Raw genomic sequence first — 24,479 nt, 5'->3', positions numbered from 1 at the left:
GTCATATCACAGGGTTGCGCTACCCTCGGTAGCGATAACTGGCTTGGTTGGACAGCCCTGGTAGCAAATTTTTGACAGTGGCTGCCACTAGATTGCCAGCGAAGGCTCCAGAGATAAGCGCGGTTACGTTACCCAGCGGTAATGTCGGCGCGGCGCCGGCCGTGGAGTTAGCGCGCACACAGTGGACATTGCTGTGTGATCTGTAAAACAACCCTGCCTAAAAGCGGCGTGCGACACTAATGGGACCACCGGTCCCGGTATTCGCCGTACTGCTTGCGTTAGCAACTAAGTGGCAGTCTCGGTCACTTCCTAAGACGACGGATTTCGTTGTGCCTCTCGGCCGACATCGCCCCGTCCACCACCACCTGGTTGCGCCGCTCGGCGAGTGATTGGAGCCCGTGCGCGGCCAGTGCGGCGGCCAGGAACGGCAGCAAAACCCACCACGGCGGGCGAGCGAGTTCCCAGACGAACAGCGCCGCCCAGATCGGTGCCTGCTGCGTCACGGCGAGCACTCCGGCGGCACACGTCAACGACACCGCGGCGATGCTGACGATCTGCCCGGTCCAGGTATTGATCGCCAGCGCGATGATGGAGCCCAGTGCGGCGCCGGTGGCCAGCGCCGGGGTCAGCATGCCGCCCACCGCTCCCGCGCGGAGGAAGATCGCGGTGAGAAGGGGCTTCAGCAGCAGGATGGCTGCCGCCGAGCCGAGCGTCAGCGTGCTGTTCAGGCTTACCGTCAGGATGCTCTTACCGTTGCCCGGCAGCTCGGGCCACCACACGGACGCCAGGCCGACCAGCAGGCCGGCCCCGGCGACGCCGGGAATGATCAGCCACGAGGTGACCGGTGTGGCCGGACGGACCATCGACATGATCCGGTTGAAGGCGGTGCCGACGGCCACAGCCAGCGGCGCCAGAATCAACGCGAAAGCGGTGAGCAGATAGGACAACTCGGGTTCCGGCCAGTCGAGCGGCGCACGGACGTGTGTCACGGGAGCGGCGACCGCGACCGCGAGCGACGACGTGATCAGGGCCGCGCCGACGGCCCTCGGGTGCCAGGTGTGCAGCATGATCCGGATCGCGAACAGTGCGCCACCGACCGGTACGGCGTATACCGCGCCCAGGCCCGCGCCGGCGGCACAGGCAAGCAGGATCTGGCGGTCGTGTGGCGTCAGTGACCACCGCGACGTTCCGGTGTCGCCGAGAACGACGGCCATCTGGCGCGGTGCACCCTCGCGGCCCAACGAGGCGCCCGAGCCCACCACGAGGACCTGCAGCACGGCATCGAGCGTCAGCGGGAGTCGCGCGACCGACCGGTCATCGGCGATCGCCGATGCCAGGGCCGTTACCTGATAGTGCCGGCGCAGCAGCCACCAGCCGAACCCGGCCAGCGCCCCGCCGATCATCGGTCCGACCGCGCGCCGCGCCGGGCTGCTACCGGTGACCCCGTCGAGCAGCGAGCCGAAAGAGTAGGCGTAGGTGAGGTGTTCGACGAGGTGCAGCAGCAGGGTGGTCGCCATCCCGGCCAGGCCGGCCAACAATCCGATGACGATGACGCTGCAGCCGAACTCGAGCTCCCGCCGGTTCACCCCGTGAATGTATGTGCCGTTTTTCGGCGACGGGTGTCTTTCTGCGCGGCCGCCCGCGCGCGGCTATCGTCACTGGCGATGCCCAACGAAGCCCCGCGCCTGCTGTTTGTCCACGCCCATCCGGACGACGAAACCCTCACCACCGGCGGCACCATCGCGCATTACGCCGCGCTCGGCGCCGACGTGCACGTGGTGACGTGCACCCTCGGCGAGGAGGGCGAGGTGATCGGTGACCACTACGCACAGCTGGCCGTCGACCACGCCGACCAACTCGGCGGGTACCGCATCAGCGAGCTGACCGCGGCGCTGCGTGCCCTCGGCATCGGCGCCCCACGGTTTCTCGGCGGCCCCGGTCATTGGCGCGATTCGGGCATGGATGGTTCGCCCGCCCGCAGGTACCGCCGGTTCATCGACGCGGACCTAGGGGAAGCCGTCGGCGAGCTGGTGGCGATCATCGAGGAGCTGCGGCCGCACGTCGTCGTCACGTACGACCCCGACGGCGGCTACGGGCATCCCGACCACAAACAAGCCCACCGCGTGACGACCGCGGCCGTGTCCGCTGCCGCGGACGGCGGCTGGGCCGTCCCGAAGTTCTATTGGACCGTCATGGCCAGCAGCGCGATGCGCGCCGGCCTGCAAGCGATCCGGGACGTGCCCGAGGACTGGATCCGAATCGACGTCGGCGATGTGCCGTTCGGTTACAGCGACGATCGCATCGACGCCGTCGTCGACGCCACGGCCCAGCTGCCGGCCAAGGTCGCGGCGATGCGCGCCCACGCCACCCAGGTCACCGTCGCCGATCACGGCGGTGCCTTCGCGCTGTCCAACAATCTCGCGCTGCCCATCCTCGGCGAAGAGCACTACGTGCTGGTTTCGGGCAACGCCGGTGAGCGCGACCAGCGCGGGTGGGAAACCGACCTGCTGGCCGGGCTGAATCTGCAATAGCCGAAACCGGACACGGTAAGCTCCGGACAAAGAGGCGTCGAAGGGACATGCATGGACCCCGATCTGGATCCGAATCTGCAGCACTGGCAGGACCGCGCGGACAACTTCCAGTGGGTGGTGGGTTCGCTGGTCGGTCTGCTCGACAGCATCCCGACCTGACCCCGCGCTCAGACCCCGTGCCGGGCGGCGTCGTCCTGGCACTTCTCGCGATTGACGGCGTCATCTCTGCCGTCGTAGGCGCACTGCTGCTGCCTTCATACCTCGGGCCGATCCCGTTTCCGGTCAGCGCGCTGGCCGCCGGTGCGCTCAATACCGCGCTGGTGTGGGCGGCCATCCACTGGACCGATTCGATGCGGATCGCCGCGTTGCCTCTGTGGACCTGGCTGGCCACCGTGGTGGCCATGACCTTCGGCGGGCCCGGGGGCGACCTCATCTTCGCCGGGAACGGCCTGATGGCCTACGGGTCGCTGATATTCATCGCCGCCGGCGCGTTACCACCGGCGGCGATGCTGCGGCGGCATTACCGCGGCTGACTCACTTCTTGTCGCCGCCCGACTTATCGCTACCCGACTTGTCGCTACCCGACTTGTCGCTGCCGCTGTCCTTGGACTGCTTGGGCTTGGACGGCTTGGTTTCCTTCGACGGCTTCTCAGTCGAAGGCTTCGAGTCAGCCGAGTCGGTCGACTTCTTCGACGACACCGGGGTGGCCTTGTCTTCGGCGTCCTTGGCGTCCTTGGCGTCCTTGGTGTCCTTGGCCTTTTCCTTGCTCGTGGCCTTCGGCGTCAGGTTGTTCACCACGGTCTTGGCCGCTTCGCGGGCCTCGTCGCCGGCCTTCTTCGCCCCGTCGACCGCGTTCTGGATCCCTTCCTGAACCCGCTCCTGGACCTCGCCGGCCCTGACCTGGCGACTGCTGCCGGAGAGCGGGCTCGCCGGCTTCGGCGCGGTCTCGGTCTCTTCCGTCGTCGTCGGGTCCACGGTCTCCTGCAGCGACGCGCGCACCGACGTCGGCACCTTCGTCAGCTCGGCGGTGGTGGTGGCTTCGGTCGCCGCGAGCCTGGGCGTGAAGTAGTCGATCTGATCGTCGACGTACTTGCCGAACGCGTTGAGCGCCGCGCTGCCATGGCTCGTGATGCTGTTGCTGACGAACCGGGCCTCGGTGCCGAGGGCCTCGAGGAGACCCTCACCATTGGCCAGCACGTCGTTGAGGTAGCGGTCCGGAACCTGGATCAGATCAGTGGTGAGGCCGACGCCTTGGCTGGACAGTGCGCTGATCAAGTCGTAGTTGATGTCGAGCTGCCGGCTGACGAAACCGAGGCGCAGGGCGTTCAGCACGTCATCGGCGCCGTCGACCACGAAGTTGGCCGCGTTGTGCACGACGCCGTACGCGCCGTTGATGGTGTTCACCGCCGCATCGGTCACGAAGTCCGCCGGCGGCAGCACGACATCGCCGATCACGTTGCGCAGGTTCGGGAACAACGACTGGGTAGCCGCGAGGGTGGTGGCTTCGGTGGCGAGCCCGGGCAGCGGCGGCAGCGGCGGCAGGATCCAGCCGAAGAAGTAGTCGAGTTCGGCGAGGCCGAAGTTGATGCCGGCGTTGATCGAGGTCCCGATCGCACTGCCGATGCCGTCCCACCACACGCTGAGGTTCAGCGGATCGTTCACGATCGGCACGACCGCTTGGTAGAAGATGGCGTTGGCGATCGGCCGGATCAGATCCCAGTAGAAGATGTCGATCTGGTCACCGATGAGATAGCCGTAGGGAACCCAGTCGACCGCCCATTCGGCGAGCTCGACGCCATAATCCACCCAGTACTGGATGAACTCGTATCCCGACGTCAGCCAATCGCTCGCGGCGTTCTGCACCCCGACATCGCCGGTGACCGTGGCCGCCGGGGCAAGAGCCGATGCGGGTGCGTCACCGGTCTGGCTCGAGATCCTGGGAGCGACGGCGGCCGTCATCCGGCTCGCCGCGGCCAGCAGGTCGACCATCGCCTGGGTCAGTTGCGGCTGGGTGGAGGTCGGTTGCGCGGGGACCGCGATATCGGCCGGGGCTGCCTGTACCGGGGTGAGGGCGATGGCGGTGGCAGTGGCTGCGGCGGCGCCGGCCACCAGATACGTACGAACAGATGTGGACATCACGGCTCCTCCGGTCTCTCCTTTCCCGACGGAAATAACTTACGCGGTCGGAAACCTGATCGCCGCATCTTTATCGCCTGTGTCCCGGATGGGCCGCGCACTCCGTTGACGTGCTGGGTCTACTGTGGCCGGTATGTCGGGCGCATTGATTTCAGAATGTGAGACGCGTGGATGATTGTGCACAACGACGGGGTTACACGGGAGTGGCTCTGAACCCCCAGCGCGGCGCCGATCTGCCCATCCCGGCCGTCCCACCGAGATCCACGGTGCCGAGTGCGCCGACCACTCCGGGGGCCTTACGGCGGGTCTTGCGCCGGGCTCGTGACGGCGTGGCGCTCAATGTCGACGAAGCCGCCATCGCGATGACGGCCCGCGGCGACGATCTGGCCGACTTATGTGCCAGTGCCGCCCGGGTGCGCGACGCCGGACTGGAATCCGCGGGCCGGCGCGGGGCCACCGGACGGCTTCCGGTCAGCTATTCGCGCAAGGTGTTCATCCCGGTGACACACCTGTGCCGCGACACCTGCCACTACTGCACCTTCGTCACCGTGCCCGGCAAGCTGCGCGCGCAGGGCATGGGTATGTACATGGAGCCCGACGAGATCCTCGAGGTCGCCCGCCGCGGCGCCGAGCTCGGTTGCAAGGAAGCGCTTTTCACCCTCGGCGACCGGCCGGAAGCTCGCTGGGACGAGGCCCGGCAGTGGCTCGACGAGCGAGGGTACGACTCCACGCTGGATTACGTGCGGGCCATGGCCATCCGGGTGCTCGAAGAGACCGGGCTACTGCCGCACCTGAACCCCGGCGTGATGAGCTGGTCGGAGCTGTCTCGCCTCAAGCCGGTGGCTCCGTCGATGGGCATGATGCTGGAGACCACCTCACGGCGCCTGTTCGAGGTCAAGGGTGAGGCGCACTACGGCAGCCCGGACAAGGATCCGGCGGTGCGACTGCGCACCCTCGACGACGCCGGCCGGCTCTCGATTCCGTTCACCACCGGCCTACTGGTGGGCATCGGCGAGACGCTGACCGAACGTGCCGAGACCATGCACGCGATTCGCAAGTCGCACAAAGAGTTCGGGCACGTGCAGGAAGTCATCGTGCAGAACTTCCGGGCCAAGGACCACACGGCGATGGCGTCGACGCCCGACGCCGGGATCGACGATTTCCTGGCGACGATCGCGGTGACGCGCCTGGTGCTCGGCCCCAAGATGCGCATCCAGGCGCCGCCGAATCTGGTGTCGCGTGACGAGTGCCTGGCCCTCATCGGTGCCGGCGTCGACGACTGGGGTGGAGTGTCACCGTTGACCCCCGATCACGTCAACCCCGAGCGGCCCTGGCCCGCGTTGGACGATCTGGCCGACGTCACCGCCGAGGCGGGTTATGACCTGGTCCAGCGACTCACCGCGCAACCGCAGTACGTGCAGGCCGGTGCGGCGTGGATCGATCCGCGGGTGCGTGGCCATGTCGACGCGCTGGCCGATCCGGACACCGGATTCGCCCTCGACGTGAACCCGGTGGGCCTGCAGTGGCAAGAACCCGACGAAGCCGGTTCGCTGGGCCGCATCGATCTGCACGCCGCGATCGACTCCGAGGGCCGGCTCACCGAGACCCGCAGTGACCTGGACAGCGCATTCGGCGATTGGGAGTCGATCCGCGCCAAGGTGCACGAGCTGGCCGCGCGGGCGCCCGAACGTATCGACACCGACGTGCTGGCCGCGCTGCGATCCGCCGAACGCGATCCGGGTGGCTGCAGCGACGACGAGTATCTCGCCCTGGCCACCGCCGACGGGCCCGCGCTGGAAGCCGTTACCGCACTGGCCGATTCGCTGCGTCGCGACGCCGTCGGCGATGACGTCACGTTCGTCGTCAACCGCAACATCAACTTCACCAACATCTGCTACACCGGTTGCCGGTTCTGCGCGTTCGCGCAGCGCAAGGGTGACGCCGACGCCTACTCGCTGTCCACCGACGAGGTCGCCGACCGGGCCTGGGAGGCGCACGTCGCCGGGGCGACCGAGGTGTGCATGCAGGGCGGCATCGACCCGGAACTGCCCGTCACCGGCTATGCCGACCTGGTGCGCGCGGTCAAGGCACGGGTGCCGTCGATGCACGTGCACGCCTTCTCGCCCATGGAGATCGCCAACGGTGTCACCCGCAGCGGGCTGTCGGTGCGCGAGTGGCTGACCTCGCTGCGTGAGGCCGGGCTGGACACCATTCCCGGCACGGCCGCCGAGATCCTCGACGACGAGGTGCGCTGGGTGCTCACCAAGGGCAAGCTGCCGACGTCGGAGTGGATCAACGTGGTGACCACCGCGCACGAAGTCGGGCTGCGGTCATCCTCGACGATGATGTACGGCCACGTGGACACCCCGAAGCACTGGGTCGGGCACCTCAACGTGCTGCGGTCGATCCAGGACCGGACCGGGGGCTTCACCGAGTTCGTGCCGCTGCCGTTCGTGCACCAGTCCTCGCCGCTGTACCTGGCCGGAGGCGCGCGTCCCGGGCCGACGCACCGTGACAACCGGGCCGTGCACGCGCTGGCCCGAATCATGCTGCACGGCAGGATCTCTCACATCCAGACGTCGTGGGTCAAGCTCGGCACCGAGCGCACCCAGGTGATGCTGCGCGGCGGTGCCAACGATCTCGGCGGCACGTTGATGGAGGAGACCATCTCCCGGATGGCCGGCTCGGAGAACGGCTCGGCCAAGACGGTGGCCGAACTCGTCGCGATCGCCGAGGGCATCGGCCGCCCGGCCCGCCAGCGCACGACCGATTACTCGCCGCTGGCCGCCTGACCCGTCTCTGCCGGCCCTGCGGCGGGCTACGACAGCGCGCTCGCGCGGGTCAGGCAGTTGACGTCGTGCCCGTCGCCCGCGATACCGGAGTCCATCAACCGCCCGTCGAGAATCTCGCAGGACAGACTGCCGGCGTCGATGACCGGATCGGCACCCACCATCTGGTCACCGACGCCATTGCTGACCAACTCGGCCCGGCCGCCGCAGTGCGACACGGTCTGCAGCGTGCCCGCCGCACCAGACGGCGCGGTGATGTCGATGCAATCCGCGCCCGTCCACGTGACGACCGTGGTGTAGCCGAGGCCGGCGGCGGCGGGGGCTGACGGGGCCTGAGTGGCCGGGCCCGTCGCGACCGGCGCCGGAGGGCTGCCGTACAGCGGGAGGCCGCCGCTGCTCGATACGGACCCACTCCCGCCGCCACCGGTCTCACATGCGACGCCGTCGCCGTCACGGTCCAGCTTCGAGCTGTAGCCGGGTTGGCCCGCGTAGAGGGGAGCGGCGCCGGCGGCGCGGGCCGCAGCGCAATTCGGATAGGCACCGGCGATGGGGGCCGTGGTGAGGCCGGCCGTTGCTGCGGCACATGCCACGGCGGCGATGAGAATGCGCATACCTGGGGATCCGATCGTCGAATTGACAGTGACGCAAATTGCGGATCAGAGCATGATGCGCCCTGATTTCGGAGATCGGCAGAAAAATCGCGAAACTCGGGAATTGAATCGGACCACGGTCCGGTTAATCTGTGGTGAAGGTGCCGGACCGACCGGCTCACGAACCAAGGAGACACCATGACCGTCGCAGTAGCCACCGACCTGACCGCGGGCACCTGGGCCATCGACCGTGTGCATTCATCGATCAACTTTTCGGTCCGCCACCTCATGGTNGCGTGGTCGAGGCAGGCCTGATTGCAGGCAATGCACGTGTTGATCTCATCGGTGCGCTCCTCGGCGGCCTTGAGCACCCAGTCCGGATCGCTCAACAATGGCCGCGCCATCGAGATCAACTGCACGTGCGTCTCGGCGAGGATTTGTTCGGCGGTCTGCGGCATGTTGATGCGGTTGGACGCCACCACCGGGATGTTCACGTGTTCGGCCAGCGCGCTGCTGATATCGACGAACGCGCTGTTGGGCACCGACGTGACGATCGTCGGCACCCGGGCCTCGTGCCAGCCGAAACCGGAGTTGATGACGGTCGCCCCGGCGGCCTCGACTTCCGTTGCCAGTGCGACGATTTCGTCCCAGCTCTGGCCGTCCTCGACGTAGTCGGCCATCGACATGCGATAGCAGATGACGAAATCGGAGCCGACGGCCTCGCGGACCCGGCGCACGATCTCGACCGGGAAGCGCCTGCGCTTTTCCGGCGTGCCACCCCATGCGTCGGTTCGCTTGTTGGTGCGCGGCGCCAGGAACTGGTTGATCAGATAGCCCTCGCTGCCCATGATCTCGACACCGTCGTAACCGGCCTCGCGGGCCAGCAGGGCGCAGCGGACGAAGTCATCGATGGTGGATCGCACGCCGCGGGGCGACAAGGCGCGCGGACGAAATGGGTTGATCGGCGCCTTGATCGACGAGGCGCTGACCGAAAGTGGGTGATAGGCATAGCGTCCGGCGTGCAGGATCTGCAGCAGGATCTTGCCGTCGGCCTCGTGCACGGCGCCGGTGATGCGGCGGTGGCGGCGGGCCTCAGCGGAGGACACCAGCTGCGAGGCGAACGGCAGCAGCCATCCGGTCTTGTTCGGCGCGTAGCCGCCGGTGATGATCAGCCCGACGCCGCCGCGGGCCCGCTCGGCGAAGTACTCGGCCAATTTCGCGGTGTCGCCGGCGCGGTCCTCGAGGCCGGTGTGCATCGAGCCCATCACCACCCGGTTGCGCAGCGTGGTGAAGCCAAGGTCCAACGGTGACAGAAGGTTCGGATACGCCAGCCCCATGTCCGCAGAGTAGGTGGGACCGACGGTCCTATGCAACTAATTGACTGAATCTCGTGAGTGGCTCGGTATTCGACGTGGCGACTAGGCGAGGTGTATCTGCAACGTTTAGTATCAGTTACTACGCGCCACTCATAAATGGGCGGCGCGTGAAGTTAGGGCACACTGAGACGAGCGTCCAAGTATGGGCAACGCATACTGTGACGTCGAACTCATCAGAGTCCCGACCACCGAGCCCAGCAGCCCACTGGACAGGAGAGACATCAGTGACGTACGTCATTGCCGAACCCTGCGTCGACGTCAAAGACAAGGCATGCATCGAGGAATGCCCCGTCGATTGCATCTACGAGGGCGGACGCATGTTGTACATCCACCCCGACGAGTGTGTGGACTGCGGCGCATGCGAACCGGTCTGCCCTGTCGAGGCCATCTACTACGAAGACGATGTGCCGGACCAGTGGAGCAACTACGCGCAGGCCAACGCCGACTTCTTCGCGGAGCTGGGCTCGCCGGGCGGTGCCTCCAAGGTCGGCCAGACCGACAATGATCCGCAGGTCATCAAGGATCTGCCGGCCAAGGCCGAGGACTGAGCGCGGTCGAATCCGGCTTCGAGACTGACGTGGTGCGACAGCGTCGTTCGGCGGTTCTGCCAGAGTTCCCATGGGACACCCTGGCCGACGTCACGGCCCTGGCGCGCTCGCACCCCGACGGGATCGTCGACCTTTCGGTAGGTACTCCGGTAGACCCGGTCGCGCCGGTGATCCGCGACGCCCTGGCCGCGGCCAGTTCGGCCCCCGGCTATCCGACGACGGCAGGCACCCCGGCGCTGCGTGCTTCGGCCGAGGCCGCCCTGCGGCGCCGGTACGGCATCACCGATCTGGCGCCGGACGCCGTGCTGCCGGTGATCGGCACCAAGGAGCTGATCGCCTGGCTGCCGACGTTGCTCGCGATCGGCCCGAGCGACGCCGTCGTCGTCCCGGAACTGGCGTATCCCACCTACGAGGTGGGTGCCCTGCTGGCGGGGGCCCAGGTGCTGCGTGCCGATTCGCTGACCCAGCTCGGGCCGCAGGTGCCGGCGCTGATCTACCTGAACTCGCCGAGCAACCCCACCGGCCGCGTGCTCGGGGTGGACCACCTGCGCAAGGTGGTGTCCTGGGCTCGCGACCGCGGCGTGCTGATCGCCTCCGACGAGTGCTATCTGGGATTGAGCTGGGAGGCCGAGCCGTTCAGCGTGCTGCACCCGGCGGTCTGCGACGGCGACCACACCGGGCTGCTGGCGGTGCACTCCCTGTCCAAGACCTCGTCACTGGCCGGGTACCGCGCCGGTTTCGTCGCGGGGGATCCCGCCGTGGTGGCCGAGTTGCTGGCGGTGCGCAAGCACGCCGGGATGATGGTGCCGACAGCGGTGCAGGCCGCGATGGTGGCCGCCCTCGACGACGACGAGCACGAGGCCGTGCAGCGTGAGCGCTATGCGCGGCGCCGTGCGGTGCTGTTGCCCGCCCTGCAGGCGGCCGGATTCACTGTGGAGCACTCCGAGGCCGGCCTGTACCTGTGGGCCACCCGCGGCGAACCGTGCCGCGACACCCTCACGTGGTTGGCCGAGCGCGGGATCCTGGTCGCGCCAGGGGAGTTCTACGGTCCCACCGGTTCGCTCTATGTGCGGGTGGCGTTGACGGCGACGGACGAGCGGATCGCCGCCGCCGTGGCACGGCTGGCCTAGCGGCAAGAAGCGCGCTACCCGAGCAACCCCAGCGACATNGGTAGGTACTCCGGTAGACCCGGTCGCGCCGGTGATCCGCGACGCCCTGGCCGCGGCCAGTTCGGCCCCCGGCTATCCGACGACGGCAGGCACCCCGGCGCTGCGTGCTTCGGCCGAGGCCGCCCTGCGGCGCCGGTACGGCATCACCGATCTGGCGCCGGACGCCGTGCTGCCGGTGATCGGCACCAAGGAGCTGATCGCCTGGCTGCCGACGTTGCTCGCGATCGGCCCGAGCGACGCCGTCGTCGTCCCGGAACTGGCGTATCCCACCTACGAGGTGGGTGCCCTGCTGGCGGGGGCCCAGGTGCTGCGTGCCGATTCGCTGACCCAGCTCGGGCCGCAGGTGCCGGCGCTGATCTACCTGAACTCGCCGAGCAACCCCACCGGCCGCGTGCTCGGGGTGGACCACCTGCGCAAGGTGGTGTCCTGGGCTCGCGACCGCGGCGTGCTGATCGCCTCCGACGAGTGCTATCTGGGATTGAGCTGGGAGGCCGAGCCGTTCAGCGTGCTGCACCCGGCGGTCTGCGACGGCGACCACACCGGGCTGCTGGCGGTGCACTCCCTGTCCAAGACCTCGTCACTGGCCGGGTACCGCGCCGGTTTCGTCGCGGGGGATCCCGCCGTGGTGGCCGAGTTGCTGGCGGTGCGCAAGCACGCCGGGATGATGGTGCCGACAGCGGTGCAGGCCGCGATGGTGGCCGCCCTCGACGACGACGAGCACGAGGCCGTGCAGCGTGAGCGCTATGCGCGGCGCCGTGCGGTGCTGTTGCCCGCCCTGCAGGCGGCCGGATTCACTGTGGAGCACTCCGAGGCCGGCCTGTACCTGTGGGCCACCCGCGGCGAACCGTGCCGCGACACCCTCACGTGGTTGGCCGAGCGCGGGATCCTGGTCGCGCCAGGGGAGTTCTACGGTCCCACCGGTTCGCTCTATGTGCGGGTGGCGTTGACGGCGACGGACGAGCGGATCGCCGCCGCCGTGGCACGGCTGGCCTAGCGGCAAGAAGCGCGCTACCCGAGCAACCCCAGCGACATCGCCGTGGTGACCGCCGCGGTGCGGTCGGACACCCCGAGTTTGTGGAACGCCCGCAGCAGATGCGTCTTCACCGTGGCCTCGCTGATGTGCAGGGCGCGGCCGATATCGGCATTGGTGGCGCCCGTGGACACCAGCGCCAGCACCTCCGCCTCCCGTACCGACAGCGTCACCGCCGGGGCGCGGACCGCGTTGACCAGCCGGTCGGCGACCCCGGGGGCCAACACGGTCTTGCCGCGCGCGGNCGTACCCGAACGGGACCGACGATCGGATCGGCGACGCGAATGACATTGCGTCCGAAGGTCAGGACGATCGCGATGATGGCCGCGAGCGCGCCGCAGGCCACCGGGATGTTCCCGCCGAAGCGGTCGTGCAGCACCACTACCGCGACGATCGCTGCGCCACACAACCCGCAGACGTAGACCTCCCACATCCAGTGCCAGTCCGACGGCTCGCGCAGAGCCGGCCTGCCGGTGGTGGACGGACCGTTTTCGGTCATCTGCCGATGCTAACCGTCCGATGGCACCCAATTGCCGTGGAACCCATGGGGAACCCGCACCGGAATGTGCACGGTCGCAACGGGTGCCAGGGTCTGTCCGTCGAGCAACACGAGATCGCTGCGATTCTCGGCGTGGTCGTAGACGAAACCCATCACCACACCGTCGTTCTCGTCGGCGTCCGGTGACGACGGGACGAAGACGAACTCACCGGGTTCGCGGCCGGCCCCGAACTCGACCCGCTCGGCGCTGCCCTCGCGCAGATCGTGGCGCAGGATGCCGCCCGGGGCGGCGCCCGGTCCCGCGGCGAGGCCGACGGTGTAGCCGTACCGGTGCTCGCGGCCGACCAGCCGTTCGTCCACCCGCGGGAACTCCTGCGCCTGGTCGTGCAGGCGCTGCTCGTGTACTCGACCCGTACCCAGGTCAATCGTCCAGCGGTCCAACGTGATCGAGTCGGTGAACAGCTGGTCGCCGGTGGTGAACACCGACGGGTGGCGGACCACGTCGAGCACGATCTGTGCACCGTCCGGGCCGGTGAGGTCATAGCCGTTGAGCGCGTGGAATACGTAGCACGGCTCCACCTCGAACCACCGGATGTCTGCGGCCGAGCCCTCCCGCGGCATCACCCCGACGCGGGCACCGTGCTCGGGTGTCCAGCGATAGGGCATTCCCGTCGGCGGCAGTGCGGAGCGTTCGGATCCGCGCATCGCCGCACGCAGCACGAAGCCCGGCGTCGCGTGGCGGGTGGCCAATCGAGTGAGCAGCCGGGCAACCGCGCGCGCCGGAGCGTGCTTGACCGCGGTGGTCAGGTCGAGGATCACCGGCAGGTCATAGATCACCACGTACTTCTCGGTAAGCGTGAAGTCGTGCATCATCGTCTGCGCCGGCAGCGGGATGTCGACCGCGCGCCGTACCCGGCCGTCCACCCCGGTCACCGTGTAGCGCATCAGGTTGCCGCGCAGTGGGTTGTATGAGACCGCGTGCAGCTCACCGGTTTTCGGGTCGTGCTTGGGATGGGCGGTGTAGCCGCCGAACAGGGTTCCGCAGAAATCGGTCGGGCCGACGGTATCGAGCTCCTCGGTGAGCTCGTAGGGCCGCACACCGGCCTCGGTCAGTGCCAAGGTCTTACCGGCATGCCCGATGATGTTGGTGTTGGTCGCGAAATCGAAGCCGGCCGAATGCGCACCGCCCGCCCACTGCTCGCCGAGTTCGCGCGCCACCGACGACGAGCGCACCCACCGGTTGCGATACCAAGTCGCCATGCCGTCGCGCAGCCGGATCCCGTGTGCCATTCCGTCGCCGAGGAACCAGTGGTAGTGCCGCGGGTCAGGCGCCCGCAACGGATTGGGGCCGATACGCAGGTAACGCCCATCGAGGTAATCCGGAATGGTTCCGGTGACCTTGAGGTCGGTGACCGTGACCTCGTCGTGCACCGGAGCGAAGTTTCCACTCAGAAACGGATGCTCGGATTCTTGCTGAATCGCTGCGGTAGTCATACCGCTACGGTGCTCCTCCGGGCGCCCGCGCGCGACGACTTCACGGCTGATTCGTCTGTCAACCGAACGATGGACAGCACGGGCGGTCAGCGCGGAGGAGCGACGGAGCACTCTACGGGCTCTGCCATCACCCTGAGATGCGACGGCAACCCGCTGTAATACAGCAGCGTGTCGTGGTACTTCGGCAACGTCGGGTCACGCACAAACATGTTGCTGGTCGGGATGCTCGTGCGGTTGAGCCCGGGTGCGGAACTCGACTTGATCTCGATCTCGACGTTGAGGGTCTGCGCCAGCGCGTGCAGCTCATCGGGATTGGCGATCTTCCCGTTGTCCCACTTGATGGCCTCGTTGAACCTGGGTTTCACCTCGGATTCACACCGCTGCTCGGCCACGGCATAGAGGTCGGCCTGCTGCTTCTCCTCGCGCGCCTGGCTCTTCTCGCTGAAGTACTGCCCGATGCAGGCGATACCCACCACCACCGCGACGATGGCCGCGATGATCCGGCCGACACCGTTGACCGCGATGTAGGCCTCCGACGGCTCGGTCTTACCGCGAAACTTCCAGCCCTCATCGAGATGGAAAGCGAGCTCGGGGCGCAGGGCGAAGTAGACCAGCGCGGCGGCGATGAGAAAACACAGGATGCCCAGCAGCAGCATGGCGGCTCCTCCCGAACGTCGAACGGTCTCCGCTGCCATTCTGGGCGACGCGCACCGCGGCCCGGCGCACCAATTTCGGTGGCCTCAGGCGGTGGCCCGCAGGCTCAACGCCAGCAGCAGCCGCACGTCGGCCTCGTTGAGCGAGGCGCCGAGCAACTGCTCGACCCGACGGATTCGGTACCGCACAGTGTTGGGGTGCACGTGCAGGTGCTGGGCGGCCGTCGCGACATCACCGAAGCAATCCAGGTACACGCCAAGGGTTTCGGCCAGCACCGGCTCGTCGGTCCGCAGTGTCCGCACCCGAGGGTCGATCAGCCTCTCGTCGGCGGCGATCGCGGTGACGATTTCGTCGAGCAGCACCGTGGTGCGGGCCTCGGCCAGAGAGGTGACGGCGGCGAGCGTCCCCGGATGGCGTTCGGCGCTGTCCAGCACCCGGTCCACGTCGGCGCGCGCACCCGCCGNGCGGCCGACGCGCGCTCTGTTGTTCGACCCAGCGCAGCGCGTCCGATTCGGACACCCCGAGCAGGAAGAACACGTCGGCCGATCCGGCGGACGGCGCCAGCCCCAGCCGCACGTCGTCGGAATCGATGAGGGCGGCCGAGGCCACCGGGAGGTCCAGGCCACGAGGCGCCTGTACCAGCCGGACCAGCGTGGCGTCCAGGGCCAACAGTAGTTGGCCCAGGCTGACCCCGGTTACCCGCATGTTGTCGGATGCTACTAGCAGGAGCGTAGAGTGTTGTCCGTTCAGACAAGTGTTGTGTGGGTCACTTCGGGGATTCTGGAGGCATGGATGCCATCACCAACGTGCCGTTGCCGGCCAACGAGCCGGTTCATGACTACGCACCCGGTTCGGGCGAACGCGCCCGCCTGACCACCGCGCTCGGCGACCTCGCCGGCGCCCCGATCGACCTGCCTCACGTCATCGGTGGCAAACACGCCATGGGTGGCGGCTCCCGCATCGACGTGGTGCAGCCGCACCGCCACTCAGCGCGGCTCGGGATCCTGACCAACGCCGAACACTCCGACGCGAGGGCGGCCATCGACGCCGCGCTGGCCGCCAAGCACGACTGGGCTCGGCTGCCGTTCGACGAGCGCGCGGCCGTGTTCCTGCGGGCGGCCGACCTGTTGTCGGGGCCGTGGCGGGAGAAGATCGCCGCGGCCACCATGCTCGGGCAGTCCAAGACCGCCTACCAGGCCGAAATCGACGCCCCGTGCGAGCTGATCGACTTCTGGCGGTTCAACGTCGCCTTCGCGCGCCAGATCCTGGCCCAGCAGCCGATCAGCAGTCCCGGCGTCTGGAACCGCACCGACCACCGGCCGCTGGAAGGCTTCGTCTACGCCATCACGCCGTTCAACTTCACCGCCATCGCGGGCAATCTGCCCACCGCTCCCGCCCTGATGGGCAATACCGTGGTGTGGAAGCCGTCGCCCACGCAGACATTCGCCGCCTATCTGACCATGCAGCTACTGGAGGCCGCCGGGTTGCCGCCCGGGGTGATCAACCTGGTGACCGGCGACGGGATCGCCGTTTCGGATGTGGCGCTGGCCGATCCGCGCCTGGCCGGTATCCACTTCACCGGATCGACCGCCACCTTCCAGCACCTGTGGCGCGAGGTCGGCAACAACATCGACCGCTACCACACCTATCCGCGGCTGGTGGGCGAGACCGGAGGCAAGGACTTCGTCGTCGCACACGCCTCGGCCCGCCCGGATGTGCTGCGCACCGCCCTGATTCGCGGCGCCTTCGACTATCAGGGGCAGAAATGCTCGGCGGCGTCGCGGGCCTTCATCCCGCGGTCGGTGTGGAACCAGATGGGTGACGACTTCCTCTCGGCCACCTCCGAACTGCCCTACGGGGACGTCACCGACCTCACCAACTACGGCGGCGCGGTGATCGACGAGCGTGCCTTCACCAAGAATGTGGACGCCATCGAGCGGGCCAAGGGCGCCGCGGGTGTCACCATCGTCGCAGGCGGTGAATACGACGACAGCGAAGGCTATTTCGTGCGGCCCACCGTGCTGCTGTCCGACGACCCGACCGACGAGGCGTTCTCCACCGAGTACTTCGGTCCGATCCTGGCCGTGCACGTCTATCCCGACGCCGAATACGACCGGATCCTCGACGTCGTCGACACCGGCGCGCGCTACGCCCTGACCGGCGCGGTGATCGCCGATGATCGGGAGGCGGTGCTCACCGCCGCCGACCGGCTGCGCAATGCGGCAGGCAACTTCTACGTCAACGACAAGCCGACCGGTGCGGTGGTCGGTCAGCAGCCGTTCGGCGGGTCGCGCGCCTCGGGCACCAATGACAAGGCCGGCTCGGCGCAGAACCTGCTGCGCTGGACCTCGGCCCGCTCCATCAAGGAGACCTTCGTGCCGCCCACCAACCACACCTACCCGCACATGGAGGCCTGACGATGGGAATCTTTCAGCGGGTTGGCCGCCCGGCGATCCTGGCCGCGTCCCGATCGCCGCGGCTGCGCCGCACGGCCGAGCGTCTGCCGGTCACCCGAAAGGTCGTGGACCGGTTCGTCGCCGGGGAGACGATTCCCGATGCGCTCTACACCGTTGGTGCACTGCGAGATTCGGGACGGTTCGTCACCGTGGACTATCTCGGTGAGGACACGTCCAGTGTCGACGACGCCGAGCGGACTGTGCAGGCGTACCTGGCCCTGCTCGACGGCTTGGCGCGACGTGGCGACGCCGACACGACGGTGCGACCGCTCGAGGTTTCGTTGAAACTCTCGGCCCTGGGCCAGGCGCTGCCCCGCGACGGCGAGAAGATCGCCTACGAGAACGCGCACACCATCTGCGCCAAGGCTCGGGAGGTGGGGGCTTGGGTGACGGTGGACGCCGAAGACCACACCACCACCGACTCGACCCTGGCGATCGTGCGTGACCTGCGCACCGAGTTCGACTGGCTGGGCACGGTTCTGCAGGCCTACCTACACCGGACCGAAGCAGACTGCCGCGAGTTCGCGGCGTCCGGAGCCCGCATCCGGTTGTGCAAGGGCGCCTACGACGAGCCGGCCTCGGTGGCCTACCGGGACGCCGCCGACGTCACCGACTCCTATCTGCGCTGCCTACGGGTCCTGATGGCCGGATCGGGCTACCCGATGGTGGCCTCGCACGACCCGGTGATCATCGACGCGGTGCCGGCCCTGGCCCGCGAATTCGGTCGCGGGGTAGACGGTTTCGAGTACCAGATGCTCTACAACATCCGCGATGCCGAACAGCGCCGCCTGGCCGAGGCGGGCAACCACGTCCGGGTGTACGTGCCCTTCGGTGACGAGTGGTACGGCTACTTCGTCCGGCGCTTGGCCGAACGTCCCGCCAACCTCATGTTCTTCCTGCGTGCCCTGGCCGAACGGCGCTGAACCGCAACCCTACTCAGGCTTCAGGTCATAGGCGATCTTGAACTTGTTCAGCAGATACGGCCCGGAAACCACCGGCTCGTAGCGCGGCGGGTTGTCCGGTGTCGCGCACGTCGGGATGCATTCGATGACGGCGTCGAAGTTGGGCTGATGGAAGAACGGAAGGCTGAACCGTTCGGCGGTGGGGGCTCCCGTGCTCACCACCCGGTGCACCGTGCTGACCCACCGGTCGTTGGTCCACCGCGCCAGCAGATCCCCTATGTTGATGACGAACGCCCCCGAAACCAACGGCACGTCAAGCCATTCGCCGTCGTCATCGAGAACCTGCAGCCCGCGCTGGGACTCGTCCTGGAGCAGGATCGTGAGGTTTCCCCAGTCACTGTGCTGGCTCAGCCGGACGTGTCCCGCGGGCTGGTCATCAGCCGGGTAGTAATTGGCCATCAGGTTGGAGTTGTGGCGGTCGATCAACCCGTCGAACCAGTCCTCACGCAGGCCGAGCGCCAGGGCGAACAACCGGGACAACTCAGTGGCAAGTGTGGACATCTCGGCGTAATAGCGTTCGTAGGCGGCTCGGAAGCCGGTGTCGGGCCAGCGCTCTTCGATGAAGACGCGTTCGTCGGTCCAGCCCGGACCGTACATGCCTTCTTCGGGGTTGCCGAGTGGGAAGTGGACGAATTTCTCTACCTGGTCCGGTGTTTGGTGCTCCGCCTCGATATCGGCGCCGTCATTCGTGGCCGCCAGGTTGCCCGCGCTGCTGTATCCGCGGGCCAGTGGGTCGGTGGGATCCGCCCTCAGCTGATCCTTGGTGGCCTGCGGTAGGTAGAAGAACTCGCGCAATTCGCGCTTGACGTCGGCGATTACATCGTCGGGCACGCCGTGGCCGACGAGCAGTAGGAAGCCGCTGGTCTCACAGCACCGGCCGATGGCGTCGGCCACCGCCTGGCGTTGGCGCTGGTCGCCATTGCGGGCGCTGCTGATATCGATCAGCGGAACGAAGCCGTCCCGAAGAACGACCTGGTCGACGATTACCTCTGATTGGGTCACGCGCTCGACCGTAGAACCTCAACCGCAGTTGATGTCAATCGCGAATTTCGCTCGTGCGCAACATGAGAAATGCCCACGCGGCGATGGTCTGGGCGTCGGTGATCTCACCGTCTCGCATCATGCGTTCCACCTCGTCGCCGGAGAACCACGCGCTGTGCATGTCCTGCTCCTCGAGCTCGCGTTCGTGAGCCCCCTCGCTGAGCCCGGTGGCCAGGAACACCCAGCCGCGCTGGCTGCTCATGCCCGCCGCCACGTCGAGTTGGCCGAGACGCTCCATGCGCTCGGCCCGTAGCCCGGTCTCCTCACGTAACTCGCGGTGAGCCAGGGCTTCCGGATCGAGGTGTTGCCGTTCGGGTGCGGTGCCCTGGGGAAACTCCCAGCGCCGCAGGCCCAGTGGATACCGGAACTGTTCGACGAGGTGGAACCGATCGCCGTCGCACGGGATCACCAGGGCATAGGTCGGTTTGTCCACCACCGCGTAGATGCCGGTGCTGCCGTCGGGGCGAACGATGGCGTCCTCGCGCAGCGTCAGCCAGTCGTTCCGGTACACCTCGCGGGTGGCAGTCTGCCGGATCGTTCCCATCGCCCCATTATCCCGCCGGGTTTCCGACGAGACGGGGACGTAGGCGCTGTTCGGGGACGTCTGCGGTGCGGTCGAGGTCGTTGTCGAGGTGTGCGGCGAGATCGTCGGCGTAGGTGACCAGGCCGGCCACGTCGACGTCGTACGGCGCGGGCGAACCGACGGCCGACAGCCGCGTCGATGCCCGCCGCAGCAGTGCCGCGGCCCCGACCCGGTTGCCCCGCTGTACGTGGGTGATACCGACAGCCAGCTGCGCCAGCCCCTGCCAGAGCGAACGTTCGTGCTCCGGGCCGTTCTTCCACGCCGCCTCGAGAACCTCGTGTGCGCTGAACGCCTGGCCACGGTCGAGCAGACGTTGGGCGTAAGCCAGAGTGTCGGCCGGAGCGAGCTCCAGATCGTCGGGAATCCGGGCAACGCCCGCACTTCCGTAGGGCAAGGGCCTGCCGAGGGCATCGCGCGGACGTGTACTGCGTGGCCGGCCGGCGTCATCGCGGTCGCGCTCCGCTGTGGTCCCCATGGGAACCAGCGTGTCGACAACTTCGCCGCCTGTCGAGCGCACGTGCCGAACGGTGGGCGGTTCGCCGGTAGCCTCACATGCGTGTTGCTGGCTTCCCTGAACCCCGCTGCCGTCGCCGCCGGTGCCGATATCGATGACGCGGTCCGCATCGACGGTGCCGTCCTGAGCCGCAGCGACCTGATCGGTGCCGCCACATCGGTCGCCGAGCGCGTCGCCGTCGCGCAGCGCGTCGCGGTCCTGGCGACACCGAGTGCGACGACCGTCCTCGCCATCATCGGCTGCCTGATCGCGGGCGTGCCCGTCGTCCCGGTCCCCGCCGATGTGGGCGCGGCCGAGCGTCGTCACATCCTCACCGACTCGGGTGCCCAGGCCTGGCTGGGGGAGCGGCCCGAGGAGACCGAGGGATTGCCGCACATCCCGGTCCGGCTGCACGCCCGGTCCTGGCACCGCTATCCCGAGCCGTCGCCGGCATCGACCGCGATCATCATGTACACCTCCGGTACCACCGGGGCGCCCAAGGGCGTACCGATCAGCCGCCAGGCGATCGCCGCCGATATCGATGCGCTGGCTGCCGCCTGGCAATGGACCGCGGACGACACCCTGGTGCACGGGCTTCCGCTGTTCCATGTGCACGGCCTGGTGCTCGGCCTGCTCGGATCGCTGCGGATCGGAAACCGCTTCGTACACACCGGGAAACCCACCCCGGCTGCCTACGCGGAGGCTCAGGGCACGCTGTACTTCGGCGTGCCGACGGTGTGGTCCCGGGTGGTCAAGGATCTCGACTCCGCGCTGGCGTTGTCCACGGCGCGACTCCTGGTCTCCGGCAGCGCGCCGCTTCCGGTTCCGGTGTTCGACGAGCTGGTGCGGTTGACCGGGCATGCGCCGGTGGAGCGCTATGGCAGCACCGAGTCGCTGATCACCCTGAGCACTCGGGTGGACGGGGACCGCAGGCCCGGCTGGGTGGGGTTGCCACTGGCCGGGGTGGAGACCCGGCTCGTCGACGACGAAGGCGCCCCCGTGCCGCACGACGGGGAATCCATCGGGCGGCTGCAGATCAAGGGCCCCATGGTGTTCGACGGTTATCTGAACCGGCCGGAGGCCACCGCGGAGGCGTTCGACGCGGACGGTTGGTACCGCACCGGAGACGTCGCGGTCATCGACTCGGCCGGCATGCACCGCATCGTCGGCCGTGAGTCGGTGGACCTGATCAAATCCGGCGGATACCGCATCGGTGCCGGTGAGATCGAAACCGTGCTGCTGGGCCACGACGGTGTCGACGAGGTGGCAGTGGTCGGCGTGCCAGACGATGACCTCGGGCAGCGCATCGTGGCGTTCGTCGTCGGTAGTGCCGCCCCCGACATCTTGATCGAGTTTGTCGCCCAACAGCTTTCAGCACACAAGCGCCCGCGTGAGGTGCGGCTCGTCGACAGCCTGCCCCGCAACGCGATGGGCAAGGTGATGAAAAAGGAGCTGGCCCAATGGGGTTGAGGTTCTCCGAAATCTGCATCGACGCGCACGACCCGGCGGCATTGGGTGCCTGGTGGTCGGAGGTGCTCGGCTGGCCGTGGGAAACCGACGCCGAGGGCGATGTGGTGCTGACCCCGCCCGCCGGCACCGGACCGACCTGGCTGTTCGCCGCGGTGCCCGACGACAAGGTGGTCAAGAACCGCGTCCACCTCGACTTCACTCCCGACGATCAGCAGGCCGAGGTCGACCGACTGATCGGCCTGGGTGCCCGCAGCGTCGACGTCGGGCAAGGCGAACAGACCTGGGTCGTGCTCGCCGACCCCGAGGGCAACGAGTTCTGCATCCTGGCCGCCCGTTAGCCCGCGAGCGTGCGGGTCTGCCGGTCAACATGCCGCGTTCGCCCGAAATACTCGGCTCCGTCGGCGCGTTAACAAAAGGCGTACGTTGGGCGATAGAGGGATTAGAAAAGTGCACGTCAACCTGCCGATGTTTGGAGGCCACACGTGAATCTCAAGAAGATCGCGGGAACAGCAGTGATCGCCGGTGCGCTGGGTGCCGGATCCCTCGGGTTGGGTGCGGCCTCAGCGCAGGCTGACCCCGGCCCCCGCATTCCGTGGGTTCCGGGTCCGGGCTGGGTCGATTGGAAGCCGGGCCCTATCCTGCCGCCCGGGCAGGTCAAGAAGTGGTGCCCCTGGCCATCCCCGCCTGGTCACTGGATCGGTGGCCCGGGTGGGATTCCCTGCACCTGAGCCGGCCTGAGCCAGCTCGAACGTTGGCTTGTGTGTCAGATTTCCTCGAACTTTGACACACAAGCCAACGTTCGGCTGTCTGGATTAGTTGGCGTGCAGCGCCTCGTTGAGCGTGATGCCGGTGCCGTCGCGCTTGACGACCTCGACCGCGCCTGACAGCGAGTTGCGGCGGAACAGCAGGTTGCTGGCCCCGGAGAGTTCGATGGCCTTGGTGGTCTGCCCGTCGGCCGTGGTGACCTTGGTGCCGCCGGTGACATAGAGCCCGGCCTCGATCACGCAGTCATCGCCGAGCGAGATGCCCAGGCCGGAGTTGGCGCCCAGCAGGCAGCGCTTGCCCACCTTGATCACCTCTTTGCCGCCGCCGGACAGCGTGCCCATGATCGATGCGCCGCCACCGACGTCGGAGCCGTCGTCGACCACGACACCGGCCGAGATCCGGCCCTCGACCATCGAGGTGCCCAGCGTGCCTGCGTTGAAGTTCACGAAGCCCTCGTGCATGACCGTCGTCCCCGCCGCCAGGTGCGCGCCCAGACGGACCCGGTCGGCATCGGCGATCCGGACGCCCGACGGCAGCACGTAGTCGACCATCCGCGGGAACTTGTCCACGCCGTAGACGGCGACGGCCCCGCGGCGACGCAACCTCGCCCGCACGGACTCGAAGCCCTCGACCGCGCACGGGCCGAAGTTCGTCCACACCACGTTGGTCAGCAGGCCGAAGATGCCGTCGAGGTTGGCCTCGTGCGGCTTGGTCAGCCGGTGGGAAAGCAGGTGCAGCCGCAGCCACACGTCGTGCGTGTCGGCCGGTTTGTCCGCGAGGTCGGTGATCGTGGTACGCACCGCCACCACCTCGACACCGCGGTCTGCGTCGGAGCCGATCACGTCGGAGAACTCGGCAGGAACATCCTCGCCGGTCAGCTTCACCGTGCCGGCCTCGCCGGCGGCGCTCAGCTCGGGGGCGGGAAACCAGGTGTCCAGGACGGTCCCGTCGGCGGTGATGGTGGCCAGGCCGACGCCAGATGCTGCAGTCACGTTGGCCAAGGTTACTGGACTAGCCTCGGACACCATGGGGCTAGACCTGCGAGCCGATCCGATCGCGCTGACCGCTGCTTTGGTGGACATCCCCAGCGAATCGCGGCACGAACAACGCATCGCCGACGAGATCGAGACCGCGCTGCGAATTCAGGCCCCGCACTTCGAGGTGATCCGCAACGGCGATGCGGTGCTGGCCCGGACCCACCTCGGCCGCCCGTCGCGGGTGATGTTGGCCGGCCACATCGATACGGTGCCCGCCGCCGAGAACCTGCCGAGCCGCATGGAAGGCGGCGAGATCTGGGGTTGCGGCACCTCGGACATGAAGTCCGGCGATGCGGTGTTCCTGCACCTGGCCGCCACCATCGCCGAACCCAGCCACGACCTCACCCTGGTGATGTACGACTGCGAGGAGATCGAGTCGAGCGCCAACGGCCTCGGCCGTATCGAGCGCGAGCTGCCCGACTGGCTGCAGGCCGACGTCGCGATCCTCGGCGAACCTTCGGGCGGATTCATCGAAGCGGGTTGCCAGGGCACCATCCGTGTCGTCGTCAGCGCCGCCGGCACCCGCGCTCACTCGGCGCGTTCCTGGCTGGGCGACAACGCCATTCACAAACTCGGCGCGGTGCTGGACCGGTTGAGCAGCTACCAGCCCCGCAACGTCGACATCGACGGCTGCGTGTACCGGGAAGGGCTGTCGGCGGTGCGTATCGACGGCGGCATCGCCGGCAACGTCATCCCCGACGCCGCAGCGGTGACCGTCAACTTCCGGTTCGCGCCTGACCGCAGCATCGAGCAGGCCGTCGCCCACGTGCACGAGGTGTTCGACGGCCTCGACGTCGCCATCGTGCTGACCGACGCGGCGGCGGGCGCGCTGCCCGGGCTGGCCAAACCCGCCGCC

19 protein-coding genes and 5 pseudogenes are annotated in these 24,479 nt (G+C 67.9%); 12 read left to right on the top strand and 12 right to left on the bottom strand.

Annotation, left to right across the window (positions count from 1 at the left end):
* Positions 1-302: 302 nt before the first annotated feature.
* The gene (locus tag BN4332_RS13070; protein ID WP_066898822.1) at positions 303-1,586 is read right to left on the bottom strand and encodes a chloride channel protein; all 1,284 of its coding nucleotides are present in this window, start codon (positions 1,584-1,586) and stop codon (positions 303-305) included.
* 78 nt (positions 1,587-1,664) lie between these two features.
* On the opposite strand from BN4332_RS13070, the gene mshB reads away from it, so the two are divergent.
* A complete protein-coding gene (mshB, locus tag BN4332_RS13065; protein WP_066898821.1) occupies positions 1,665-2,531 on the top strand; it encodes an N-acetyl-1-D-myo-inositol-2-amino-2-deoxy-alpha-D-glucopyranoside deacetylase in 867 nt (288 codons plus the stop codon).
* A gap of 110 nt (positions 2,532-2,641) precedes the next feature.
* Positions 2,642-3,064 carry a hypothetical protein gene (locus BN4332_RS13060; RefSeq protein ID WP_066898820.1) on the top strand — a complete coding sequence of 141 codons (423 nt, stop codon included), beginning with the start codon at positions 2,642-2,644 and terminating at the stop codon, positions 3,062-3,064.
* A gap of 1 nt (position 3,065) precedes the next feature.
* On the opposite strand, the gene BN4332_RS13055 is transcribed toward BN4332_RS13060, so the two are convergent.
* Positions 3,066-4,667 carry a hypothetical protein gene (locus BN4332_RS13055; RefSeq protein WP_160110843.1) on the bottom strand — a complete coding sequence of 534 codons (1,602 nt, stop codon included), beginning with the start codon at positions 4,665-4,667 and terminating at the stop codon, positions 3,066-3,068.
* A gap of 203 nt (positions 4,668-4,870) precedes the next feature.
* Between BN4332_RS13055 and BN4332_RS13050 the strand changes: the two genes are divergently transcribed.
* Positions 4,871-7,459: a bifunctional FO biosynthesis protein CofGH gene (locus tag BN4332_RS13050; protein WP_066898818.1), complete on the top strand. Its 2,589-nt coding sequence runs from the start codon at positions 4,871-4,873 to the stop codon at positions 7,457-7,459.
* 26 nt (positions 7,460-7,485) lie between these two features.
* Here the strand turns inward: BN4332_RS13050 and BN4332_RS13045 are convergent, their stop codons facing one another.
* Positions 7,486-8,067: an excalibur calcium-binding domain-containing protein gene (locus tag BN4332_RS13045; RefSeq protein WP_074133054.1), complete on the bottom strand. Its 582-nt coding sequence runs from the start codon at positions 8,065-8,067 to the stop codon at positions 7,486-7,488.
* A gap of 177 nt (positions 8,068-8,244) precedes the next feature.
* On the opposite strand from BN4332_RS13045, the pseudogene BN4332_RS35485 reads away from it, so the two are divergent.
* Positions 8,245-8,337 (top strand): annotated as a pseudogene (locus BN4332_RS35485) (YceI family protein); the annotation flags it as partial.
* Here the strand turns inward: BN4332_RS35485 and BN4332_RS13035 are convergent.
* Positions 8,330-9,383, bottom strand: a pseudogene (locus tag BN4332_RS13035) (2,4-dienoyl-CoA reductase FMN-binding domain-containing protein); the annotation flags it as partial. The pseudogenes BN4332_RS35485 and BN4332_RS13035 overlap by 8 nt on opposite strands.
* Positions 9,384-9,646: 263 nt before the next feature.
* On the opposite strand from BN4332_RS13035, the gene fdxA reads away from it, so the two are divergent.
* The 3 genes and pseudogenes from fdxA to dapC (BN4332_RS13020) all read left to right on the top strand — a co-directional run.
* Complete coding sequence (fdxA, locus tag BN4332_RS13030) at positions 9,647-9,970, top strand: ferredoxin (RefSeq protein ID WP_066898817.1); 324 nt, start codon at positions 9,647-9,649, stop codon at positions 9,968-9,970.
* A 29-nt stretch (positions 9,971-9,999) separates the two neighbouring features.
* On the top strand, positions 10,000-11,100 hold the full coding sequence (dapC, locus tag BN4332_RS13025) for a succinyldiaminopimelate transaminase (RefSeq protein ID WP_066898816.1): 1,101 nt from the start codon (positions 10,000-10,002) through the stop codon (positions 11,098-11,100).
* Positions 11,101-11,140: 40 nt separating this feature from the next.
* Positions 11,141-12,133, top strand: a pseudogene (gene dapC / locus BN4332_RS13020) (succinyldiaminopimelate transaminase); the annotation flags it as partial.
* Positions 12,134-12,147: 14 nt separating this feature from the next.
* Here the strand turns inward: dapC (BN4332_RS13020) and BN4332_RS13015 are convergent.
* The 4 genes and pseudogenes from BN4332_RS13015 to BN4332_RS34340 all read right to left on the bottom strand — a co-directional run.
* Positions 12,148-12,411, bottom strand: a pseudogene (locus BN4332_RS13015) (response regulator transcription factor); the annotation flags it as partial.
* Between the two features lie 266 nt (positions 12,412-12,677).
* Positions 12,678-14,162 carry a carotenoid oxygenase family protein gene (locus tag BN4332_RS13005; RefSeq protein ID WP_066898815.1) on the bottom strand — a complete coding sequence of 495 codons (1,485 nt, stop codon included), beginning with the start codon at positions 14,160-14,162 and terminating at the stop codon, positions 12,678-12,680.
* Between the two features lie 86 nt (positions 14,163-14,248).
* Complete coding sequence (locus BN4332_RS13000; RefSeq protein ID WP_066898814.1) at positions 14,249-14,818, bottom strand: DUF6199 family natural product biosynthesis protein; 570 nt, start codon at positions 14,816-14,818, stop codon at positions 14,249-14,251.
* Positions 14,819-14,902: 84 nt separating this feature from the next.
* Positions 14,903-15,271 (bottom strand): annotated as a pseudogene (locus BN4332_RS34340) (helix-turn-helix domain-containing protein); the annotation flags it as partial.
* Positions 15,272-15,604: 333 nt separating this feature from the next.
* On the opposite strand from BN4332_RS34340, the gene pruA reads away from it, so the two are divergent.
* Together pruA and BN4332_RS12985 are read left to right on the top strand one after the other, a co-directional pair.
* Positions 15,605-17,233, top strand: coding sequence for an L-glutamate gamma-semialdehyde dehydrogenase (pruA, locus tag BN4332_RS12990; RefSeq protein ID WP_066898812.1), 1,629 nt, complete (start codon positions 15,605-15,607; stop codon positions 17,231-17,233).
* 2 nt (positions 17,234-17,235) lie between these two features.
* A complete protein-coding gene (locus BN4332_RS12985; protein WP_066898811.1) occupies positions 17,236-18,195 on the top strand; it encodes a proline dehydrogenase family protein in 960 nt (319 codons plus the stop codon).
* A gap of 9 nt (positions 18,196-18,204) precedes the next feature.
* On the opposite strand, the gene BN4332_RS12980 is transcribed toward BN4332_RS12985, so the two are convergent.
* Genes BN4332_RS12980 through BN4332_RS12970 form a run of 3 tightly spaced genes read right to left on the bottom strand, consistent with a single transcriptional unit; the run spans position 18,205 to position 20,333 of the window.
* A complete protein-coding gene (locus BN4332_RS12980) occupies positions 18,205-19,236 on the bottom strand; it encodes an isopenicillin N synthase family dioxygenase (RefSeq protein WP_066898810.1) in 1,032 nt (343 codons plus the stop codon).
* Positions 19,237-19,270: 34 nt separating this feature from the next.
* Positions 19,271-19,819, bottom strand: coding sequence for an NUDIX domain-containing protein (locus tag BN4332_RS12975; RefSeq protein ID WP_066898809.1), 549 nt, complete (start codon positions 19,817-19,819; stop codon positions 19,271-19,273).
* A 7-nt stretch (positions 19,820-19,826) separates the two neighbouring features.
* Positions 19,827-20,333, bottom strand: a complete 507-nt coding sequence (locus BN4332_RS12970) for a DUF309 domain-containing protein (protein ID WP_066898844.1) — start codon at positions 20,331-20,333, stop codon at positions 19,827-19,829.
* An 81-nt stretch (positions 20,334-20,414) separates the two neighbouring features.
* On the opposite strand from BN4332_RS12970, the gene BN4332_RS12965 reads away from it, so the two are divergent.
* Both BN4332_RS12965 and BN4332_RS12960 read left to right on the top strand, forming a co-directional pair.
* Positions 20,415-21,821, top strand: a complete 1,407-nt coding sequence (locus BN4332_RS12965; RefSeq protein ID WP_066898843.1) for an acyl-CoA synthetase — start codon at positions 20,415-20,417, stop codon at positions 21,819-21,821.
* On the top strand, positions 21,812-22,159 hold the full coding sequence (locus tag BN4332_RS12960) for a VOC family protein (RefSeq protein ID WP_066898808.1): 348 nt from the start codon (positions 21,812-21,814) through the stop codon (positions 22,157-22,159). Before BN4332_RS12965 ends, BN4332_RS12960 begins: the two co-directional genes overlap by 10 nt.
* A 474-nt stretch (positions 22,160-22,633) precedes the next feature.
* Here the strand turns inward: BN4332_RS12960 and dapD are convergent, their stop codons facing one another.
* Positions 22,634-23,578 (bottom strand): 2,3,4,5-tetrahydropyridine-2,6-dicarboxylate N-succinyltransferase, encoded by a 945-nt coding sequence (dapD, locus tag BN4332_RS12950; RefSeq protein ID WP_066898842.1) that lies wholly within the window; start codon positions 23,576-23,578, stop codon positions 22,634-22,636.
* 34 nt (positions 23,579-23,612) lie between these two features.
* Here dapD and dapE point away from each other — a divergent pair.
* Positions 23,613-24,479, top strand: an 867-nt coding sequence (gene dapE, locus BN4332_RS12945) for a succinyl-diaminopimelate desuccinylase (protein WP_066898807.1), incomplete at its 3' end; no start/stop codon positions are given.

Source organism: Mycolicibacterium houstonense, from assembly GCF_900078665.2.
Classification (GTDB): Bacteria; Actinomycetota; Actinomycetes; order Mycobacteriales; family Mycobacteriaceae; genus Mycobacterium; species Mycobacterium houstonense.
This window is presented reverse-complemented; position numbering and strand designations above follow the sequence as displayed.

Coding starts and splice junctions, on each gene's coding strand:
- BN4332_RS12970 (WP_066898844.1), bottom strand. CDS start 20,333: ATGGGGACCACAGCGGAGCGCGACCGCGATGACGCCGGCCGGCCACGC.
- BN4332_RS12985 (WP_066898811.1), top strand. CDS start 17,236: ATGGGAATCTTTCAGCGGGTTGGCCGCCCGGCGATCCTGGCCGCGTCC.
- BN4332_RS12975 (WP_066898809.1), bottom strand. CDS start 19,819: ATGGGAACGATCCGGCAGACTGCCACCCGCGAGGTGTACCGGAACGAC.
- BN4332_RS13005 (WP_066898815.1), bottom strand. CDS start 14,162: ATGACTACCGCAGCGATTCAGCAAGAATCCGAGCATCCGTTTCTGAGT.
- BN4332_RS13000 (WP_066898814.1), bottom strand. CDS start 14,818: ATGCTGCTGCTGGGCATCCTGTGTTTTCTCATCGCCGCCGCGCTGGTC.
- BN4332_RS13045 (WP_074133054.1), bottom strand. CDS start 8,067: ATGCGCATTCTCATCGCCGCCGTGGCATGTGCCGCAGCAACGGCCGGC.
- pruA (WP_066898812.1), top strand. CDS start 15,605: ATGGATGCCATCACCAACGTGCCGTTGCCGGCCAACGAGCCGGTTCAT.
- BN4332_RS13055 (WP_160110843.1), bottom strand. CDS start 4,667: ATGTCCACATCTGTTCGTACGTATCTGGTGGCCGGCGCCGCCGCAGCC.
- BN4332_RS12960 (WP_066898808.1), top strand. CDS start 21,812: ATGGGGTTGAGGTTCTCCGAAATCTGCATCGACGCGCACGACCCGGCG.
- mshB (WP_066898821.1), top strand. CDS start 1,665: ATGCCCAACGAAGCCCCGCGCCTGCTGTTTGTCCACGCCCATCCGGAC.